Raw genomic sequence first — 6,861 nt, 5'->3', positions numbered from 1 at the left:
GCGATCAGGCCAGAGGCATTAAAACGCGTCCCTGCCTCAACAAAAATAAACCAGTGGGCATCCTGATCGTTGATCAGTTGATTAATCACCGGCAAACGTTGATCGGCTGCGGCCGGAAACGCCAGCACGCCTGCCTGATTATCGCTTACCGCACCGACCAGCATTGGGTGCAGCGTCAGTAATGGGGAAGAAAACGCCGCCAGCGATGTGACTGTTTCATCAAGCAGGGCCGCATTATCCGGGGTGACGTTGATCACCACCGCCACACAAACCGGTTGCGCGACTTCCGCGCTCAATTGCATCAGCGCCACCTGGTGAGCCGGAGTCAGCTGACGTACCGTATTCCAGTGGTTAAGGGTGCTGTTGCTCAGCGCCTGATACTGCTGCTGACGCATATTGTATTGCGTCGTCTGAGCCGGTTGCCTCAACGAGGTCACCCTGACGATATCCGACGGACCTTTAGCATTGATATACCATGCCGCTTTGCGCAACTGCTGAATCAGTTTCTCACGGGGAATGCGGATGTGATCTTCCCCCTCTTTCATATGCGGTTGCACATACAAATCTGACACGCGCACCGTGCACAGCGCCTGTGGGAACCACACCACATCCCCCTGCGGCAGTAGTTTGCTGTACAGCACCAGCGCACCAATTTCTGGCAGCGCCTCACCCTCAATGCTTAATAACGCACCGTTATCTGGCATCAGCGCCAGTAACATTTCCCGACGCATCAACGCAGCACTGAGATCACCCAGCAGGTTGTAGCCGAGACGACACTGGTAACGCAACAGGTCCATACCCTTGATCACCCCCGGCTCCGGCAGAAACGCGGCGGTGGAGAGGATATCTGGCAACGGTTCACCGGCTGCATCCATCCGATTGCGTTTTGCGAGTGCCAGCACCGCCTGAGGTGCTGTCTCTAATGCTCCGACCAGGGTGCTGATGGCGTTGCTGGTCAACAGATCCGTATAACTCAGCACATTAATCAACTCACCCCGCGCTTCCCGAATCGCTTCGGCAATCACTTCAGGATGTCGTGACGGATAGACCAGATGGCGAACCGGATGACCCGGCTGATTCAGATAAGGTTGTAGCAGTTGTGCGACAAATTCCGTACCGCTGACGTCAGCCACCAGGATTTCACAGTTGGGGTGATCCTGCGCCAGCGCACTGTTGAGTGCCGCTTCCAGCCAAACGGGAAAATGCGCCGTGATAATAATGCTGACAAGTGGGGAGTGGTTCATGATGGCCCTTCTCTGGCAATGGTTGCGTCAACCGTCATCGGCACGCAGCAAGACGATTTTTCCTTATCCTAAGGGTTACCAGCGAATTCAATCCGCCAAGCAGCGCCACGATTTTGTGGTTATTCAGCCATAAAAAAACCCCGCCGGAGCGGGGTTTGCAAGCCATTAGAAACTTACTGCAGCAGAGACAGAACCTGCTGCGGAACCTGGTTAGCTTTCGCCAACACGGAGTTACCCGCCTGCTGGATGATCTGTGCTTTAGACATGTTCGACACTTCTGTCGCGTAGTCCGCATCCTGGATACGGGACTGTGCTTCTGACAGGTTGGTCGTGGTGTTGTTCAGGTTGGTGATGGCAGAGTCCAGACGGTTCTGCACCGCACCCAGGCTTGAACGGTAGGTGTCAACCTGAGAGATAGCTTTGTCCAGCAGTGCCAGCGGGTCAGCAGTGGATGCACCAGCGAATTCTGCAGTCGCGGTGGTTGCACCGCTGGTGCTCAGATGAATGGCCATAGTACCGCTGGTTGATTGAGTGGCGTCATTGCTGTTCGCCAGCACGGTACCGCTTACTGCGTAGTTTTTGTCTTGCAGGGTGGTGTAAGCAGTCACATTACCGCTGCTGTCGGTACCCACTTTAATCAACTGACCACTCACGGTCGCCGGGCTGCCGCTCGACAGACCATTCGCTGCGTCATCATAAGAAACGTCAACGGTGTTCAGTTCAACTTTACCTGCGTTGCTGCCAGTTGTTCCATCAGTATCAACAGATACAGAGTAGTAATCGCTGCCAGACTGTACCACGTATTCGCTGGTGCCAGAGATCTGGTGCAGAGACAGAGTACCGCTGCTCACGCCCAGTTTGCTTGCTACGTCAGTCAGGTCGATATCTTTCATCACGCCGGTGCCGGTATCAGCAACCTGAGTGATAGAGTCAGACACATCCAGAGAGTTTTTAGAGACGGAGAAGCCGCTCAGACCCAGAGTAGAAGAGTCAATCTGCTGCAGGTTGATATCGATGGTTTCGCCATCGTTAGAACCGACCTGGATGCTCATTGAACCGTTTTTAGACAGCACGTTCACGCCGTTGAAGGTGGTCTGGCCAGACACACGGTCAATTTCGTCGAGACGTGATTTGATTTCGTCCTGGATTGAAGACAGGTCGGAATCAGAGTTGGTACCGTTCTGTGCCTGTACGGTCAGTTCACGGATACGCTGTAAGTTGTTGTTGATTTCAGACAGTGCGCCTTCAGTGGTCTGCGCAGCAGAGATACCGTCGTTGGCGTTACGCGCTGCCTGAGTCAGGCCGTTGATGTTAGAGGTGAAGCGGTTGGCAATCGCCTGGCCCGCTGCGTCATCTTTAGCGCTGTTAATACGAAGACCAGAAGACAGACGCTCGATAGAAGTAGACAGAGCAGACTGGTTCTTGTTGATGTTGTTCTGAGTGATCAGCGAGAGGCTGTTGGTATTAATGACTTGGGCCATGATAAATATTCCTGTTAATCAAGTCTTTCGGTTAAGGTGTGGGCTTCAACCCGCCGGCTTCAGCGCCGTCAAAGTTGTTATCGTCTGCCTTTAAACAACCTTTAGATTTTTTTTAGTACCAGGCAAAAATTTTTCACTTCAGCCTGTCACGCTTATCTTTATCGCCCAGGTCCTGCACTTCTTTAGTGCTGAATGATCACTTTTCTAGCGTCAGAAATACCCTTCTCTATATGCGCTATTCGCTTTATTACTCTAAGGTAAATACTTTTAAACTTTCACCATCCTAAGCCGATAACCCCGGTATTCACTCTCCGTGTCGACATAAATAAGGAAACAACATGGCAGCAACGATTACTAACCTGGGTGTCGGTTCAGGCCTTGATTTAAGTAGCATTCTGGATAGTCTGGAAACCGCCGAAAAAGCGTCATTAACACCGATCTCCAATCAGCAGACGGCGTACACCGCTAAACTGAGTGCCTATGGCACGCTGAAAAGTGCGTTGACGACGTTCCAGACAGCCAATACCGCGTTAAACAGTGCTGACCTGTTTACTGCAACAACCGCGACCAGCACTTCCAGCGCCTTTAGCGCCACCACGTCTGGTAACGTTGTCGCCGGTAATTACACTATCAGCGTATCTCAGCTGGCCCAGGCACAGACGCTGACCTCCGCCACGCAAACCAGCAACAGCACTGCACTAGGCGATAGCTCGGCCAGCAGCCGCACCATGACGATTAAACTGGTGGATGGCACCAGTAAAGACATCACCCTGACCAGCGATCAGACCTCGCTGACCGGTATGCGTGATGCCATCAACAGCGCCGATGCCGGTGTCACCGCCACTATTATTAAAACCGGCGATAGCAGCTACCGTCTGTCACTGACCTCAACTGAAACCGGCAGCGATAATGCCGTCAGCAGCATCACGGTGACAGGCGATGATACGTTGCAGGGTATCGTCGGCTATGACGCCAGCGCCAGCAGCAACGTCATGACAGAAAGCGTTGCCGCGCAGAACGCCAAACTGACAGTGAATAACGTGGCGATTGAGAACAGCAGCAACACCATCAGTGATGCGCTGGAAGGGATTACGCTTAATCTGAACGATACCACCACCGGCAACCAAACGCTGGCCATCACTAAAGACTCATCGAAAGCAGATAACGCAATCACCAGCTGGGTGAGTGCTTATAACGCCCTGCTGACGCAGTTCGACACCCTGACCAAATATACCGCGGTGGATGTGGGTTCAGATTCACAGGACTCCAGCAACGGCGCACTGCTCGGCGACAGTACCCTGCGTACCATTCAGACCCAGCTGAAAAGCATGCTGACCAATGCGCAGAGTTCATCTACCTATAAAACCCTGGCACAGATTGGCATCACCACCGATCCGACATCAGGTCAGCTGGAGCTGGATTCCGACAAACTGTCAACCGCACTGAGCACCGATGCCGCTGGCGTTAAAGAGATGATTGTCGGCGACGGTAAAACCACGGGTATTACCACCACCATTGCTACCAACCTGACCAGCTGGCTCTCGACTACCGGTATTGTGCAATCAGCAACTGATGGTGTCAGTAAGACCCTGAACGACCTGACCGATCAGTACAACGACATGAGCACGCGTATTGATAACCTGATTGCGCGCTATAAAACGCAATTTACCCAGCTCGACGTCACTATGAGCTCGCTGAATAGCACCAGTACTTACCTGACTCAACAGTTCAGTACGTCATCCAGCAGTAGCTCATCCTCATAAGGAGTGATTCATGTATAGCGCAAATGGCACAAAAGCCTATGCCAAAATCGGCGTTGAAAGCGCCGTCATGAGCGCCAGCCAGCAGCAACTGGTGGTGATGCTGTTTGACGGTGCGCTCAGTGCGCTGGTTCGCGCCCGCCTGTTTTTACAGGACGGTAATATGGAGGGCAAAGGCCGCTCGCTCTCACATGCGATCAACATTATCGAAAACGGACTCAAACAGGGTCTGGCAGACAGCAACGGTGATGAGCTCACCGATAACCTGTTAGGGCTGTATGCCTACATGGTTCGCCGTCTGTTACAGGCTAATCTGCGTAATGACGTGGAAGCCATCGAAGAAGTTGAAGGCCTTCTGCGTAATATCGCTGATGCCTGGAAAGAAGTCGCTCAACCTCAACACCTTCAGGACGCCGTTTAATGACTATCGCACCGCATCTGATTGCCATTTACCAACAGTTACTCGATCTCAGCCAGGGAATGCTGCGCCTTGCCGCAGATGGCGAATGGGATGAATTGATTCAAAAGGAGTTGGAGTATGTCAGTGCGGTGCAACAGCTAGCCCGATCAACGCAGGATGCTGCACCTTCGCTGCAAACCCAGGAACAGTTGCGCCCGGTACTCCGCCATATCCTCGACAACGAGAGTGAAGTCAGACGTCTGTTGCAGGCTCGTATGGATGAACTGGCACAGCTGGTAGGGCAGACATCACGGCAGAAGTCGGTGATGGGCGCTTACGGCAAGCAAGGCAGCGTACTGGTGCCGCGCGAATCGGTGTAAGTTTTACCCTCACGCAGCGGCAGAGAAAGACATTTCCCCGCCGCTGCGTCTTTTTATTGCTGAGCGACGCTCTGCATCGGTCGCAAAATTTCCGGCTCAATATTCTGAATCACCGCTTCATTTGGCCGCGCCGCCACTTCATGTAAGGCCTGCTGACATTCAACTGTCGGGCGCTCCACTTTGCGCATGCGCAGACCATCGTAACGCAGCTCACCATTTTGCAGTCGCAGCGGCATCACGCGCACCAGACGCGTCACGTTGACCCACTGATCGTCAAAACGCGTCAGTTTGCCCGGCTTGGCGATCACGCGTTGCCATTGACGGCAATCCAGCGTATCCCCTTTAGCACCGATGATCAGACTCGCCATCGCCTGGTCACTGATAAGCTTGCTCTGCGGCCCTGTGGTTTGCCAGTAACCCTGCAATTCTGCCGGAGGCGGGGTTTTCACGGCGGCTTCATAGTTGTTAATCTGCGCACAACCGGTCAGCGCCAGCGCCGCCAGTATCATCCACTTTTTCATCTTCGGTCCCTACACTCGCTTCAATGGCGGCTACGTTATAATTTTTCCAGTGAGTTTCGCAAGCTATCTGCGCGCTGGTTGTTCGTATCACGCTCTTTTTCCGTCATAGAAGCGCGCCCGGGCGACAACCCGGCTGCGGCACGTTACACTACGCGCCGAGTCGATCAGCAGGAATTCCGCATGAAAACACCAGAACAATATTACGCCCAGGCGCGCGAGATGTTTTTTGCCGCCCACCCTGATTTCCAGTCCGCACTGGATGAACTGACGGAGCAGGATGCCCAGCAGGCGAGCATGGCATTAGCCGCCCTGCGCCAGTGGCACGCGGAGCGTATCTACGCCGCATTTCTCCGCCAAAAAAATCTCGACGGTATGCTGTTTTCCATTCAACTCGCCGAGCCAGACAAGGAAGTGGCGGCAACCGCTATCGAAACTTATCTGAAATCACACGCTACGGCGCTGGGAATGACGTGGGAAGAGTTCTGCATCAAAAACGAACTCTGACTCCGCAGCACGATTTCATCTGGCCCTAAAAAGCTCAAAATGATCAGGATAAAGTTGTACAACTCAATAAAAGTTGTATAACTTAATCTCACGACTTCGGTCGTAGATTGTCCTTGAACGAATGGTGCCTTTGCACCGCCTCTGGAGGTGTTGCTGGATTTCCACCTCCAGAGGTAAAATTTTTTTGCTACTCTTCGCGTTCAATCGCCTTCACTTCTACATAACGCGCCACGGCCAGCAGACGGTTAATGTGCGTCAGCAACAGATCCACATCTGACTGCAAGAACTCCTGTGATGAGCGTGATGCCGTCACAATGGCGTCCTGCACCGTGTCACTGATGGTCAGCGAATTATCCTGTTTGGCCTGAATCAGCAGCGCAGCAATCAGCAGCGACTGTGCTTCCACCTGTGCCATGAGTTCTTTTGCTTCCACATCCATTTTTGCCATCTTGAGCAAAATATCGATGACCAATTGCCGCATGTTTACCCCCTGGAATGTAAAGTATCCTGATCAAAGATAATATTTTCGTCTTATCCCTTCCCGCCGCTTGATACTGTTTTTATTTACAGT

Annotated in this window: 9 protein-coding genes; 5 read left to right on the top strand and 4 right to left on the bottom strand. The window is 52.8% G+C overall.

What is annotated here, in order from left to right; translation table 11 throughout:
- Positions 1 to 1,244: glycosyltransferase (locus tag PW844_RS06560; protein WP_367187749.1), on the bottom strand; the 1,244-nt coding region annotated here is incomplete at its 3' end.
- Between PW844_RS06560 and PW844_RS06555 the strand changes: the two genes are divergently transcribed.
- Positions 1,243 to 1,377 (top strand): hypothetical protein, encoded by a 135-nt coding sequence (locus tag PW844_RS06555; protein ID WP_299449584.1) that lies wholly within the window; start codon positions 1,243 to 1,245, stop codon positions 1,375 to 1,377. The genes PW844_RS06560 and PW844_RS06555 overlap by 2 nt on opposite strands.
- A gap of 40 nt (positions 1,378 to 1,417) precedes the next feature.
- On the opposite strand, the gene PW844_RS06550 is transcribed toward PW844_RS06555, so the two are convergent.
- Complete coding sequence (locus PW844_RS06550) at positions 1,418 to 2,725, bottom strand: FliC/FljB family flagellin (RefSeq protein ID WP_299449583.1); 1,308 nt, start codon at positions 2,723 to 2,725, stop codon at positions 1,418 to 1,420.
- Positions 2,726 to 3,063: 338 nt separating this feature from the next.
- On the opposite strand from PW844_RS06550, the gene fliD reads away from it, so the two are divergent.
- From fliD to fliT, 3 genes are read left to right on the top strand one after another with little or no spacing between them, the layout of a single operon-like run.
- Entirely contained in the window at positions 3,064 to 4,488 is a 1,425-nt protein-coding gene (gene fliD / locus PW844_RS06545) for a flagellar filament capping protein FliD (protein ID WP_299449582.1), read from the top strand.
- 10 nt (positions 4,489 to 4,498) lie between these two features.
- A complete protein-coding gene (gene fliS / locus PW844_RS06540) occupies positions 4,499 to 4,906 on the top strand; it encodes a flagellar export chaperone FliS (RefSeq protein WP_299449581.1) in 408 nt (135 codons plus the stop codon).
- Positions 4,906 to 5,265 carry a flagella biosynthesis regulatory protein FliT gene (fliT, locus tag PW844_RS06535; protein WP_299449580.1) on the top strand — a complete coding sequence of 120 codons (360 nt, stop codon included), beginning with the start codon at positions 4,906 to 4,908 and terminating at the stop codon, positions 5,263 to 5,265. The genes fliS and fliT overlap by 1 nt, the downstream gene beginning before the upstream one ends.
- 53 nt (positions 5,266 to 5,318) lie before the next feature.
- Here fliT and yedD read toward each other — a convergent pair whose 3' ends face one another.
- Entirely contained in the window at positions 5,319 to 5,786 is a 468-nt protein-coding gene (gene yedD, locus PW844_RS06530) for a lipoprotein YedD (RefSeq protein ID WP_299449579.1), read from the bottom strand.
- Positions 5,787 to 5,966: 180 nt separating this feature from the next.
- Here yedD and PW844_RS06525 point away from each other — a divergent pair, with 180 nt between their 5' ends.
- Positions 5,967 to 6,290: a DUF6388 family protein gene (locus tag PW844_RS06525; protein ID WP_299449578.1), complete on the top strand. Its 324-nt coding sequence runs from the start codon at positions 5,967 to 5,969 to the stop codon at positions 6,288 to 6,290.
- Between the two features lie 187 nt (positions 6,291 to 6,477).
- Here PW844_RS06525 and iraP read toward each other — a convergent pair whose 3' ends face one another.
- A complete protein-coding gene (iraP, locus tag PW844_RS06520) occupies positions 6,478 to 6,771 on the bottom strand; it encodes an anti-adapter protein IraP (RefSeq protein WP_084875588.1) in 294 nt (97 codons plus the stop codon).
- Positions 6,772 to 6,861 lie beyond the last annotated feature (90 nt).

The organism is Pantoea sp., from assembly GCF_028283705.1.
Lineage (GTDB): Bacteria > Pseudomonadota > Gammaproteobacteria > Enterobacterales > Enterobacteriaceae > Pantoea.
The sequence above is the reverse complement of the archived record's forward strand: the minus strand, read 5'-3'. Positions and strand labels throughout refer to the sequence as shown.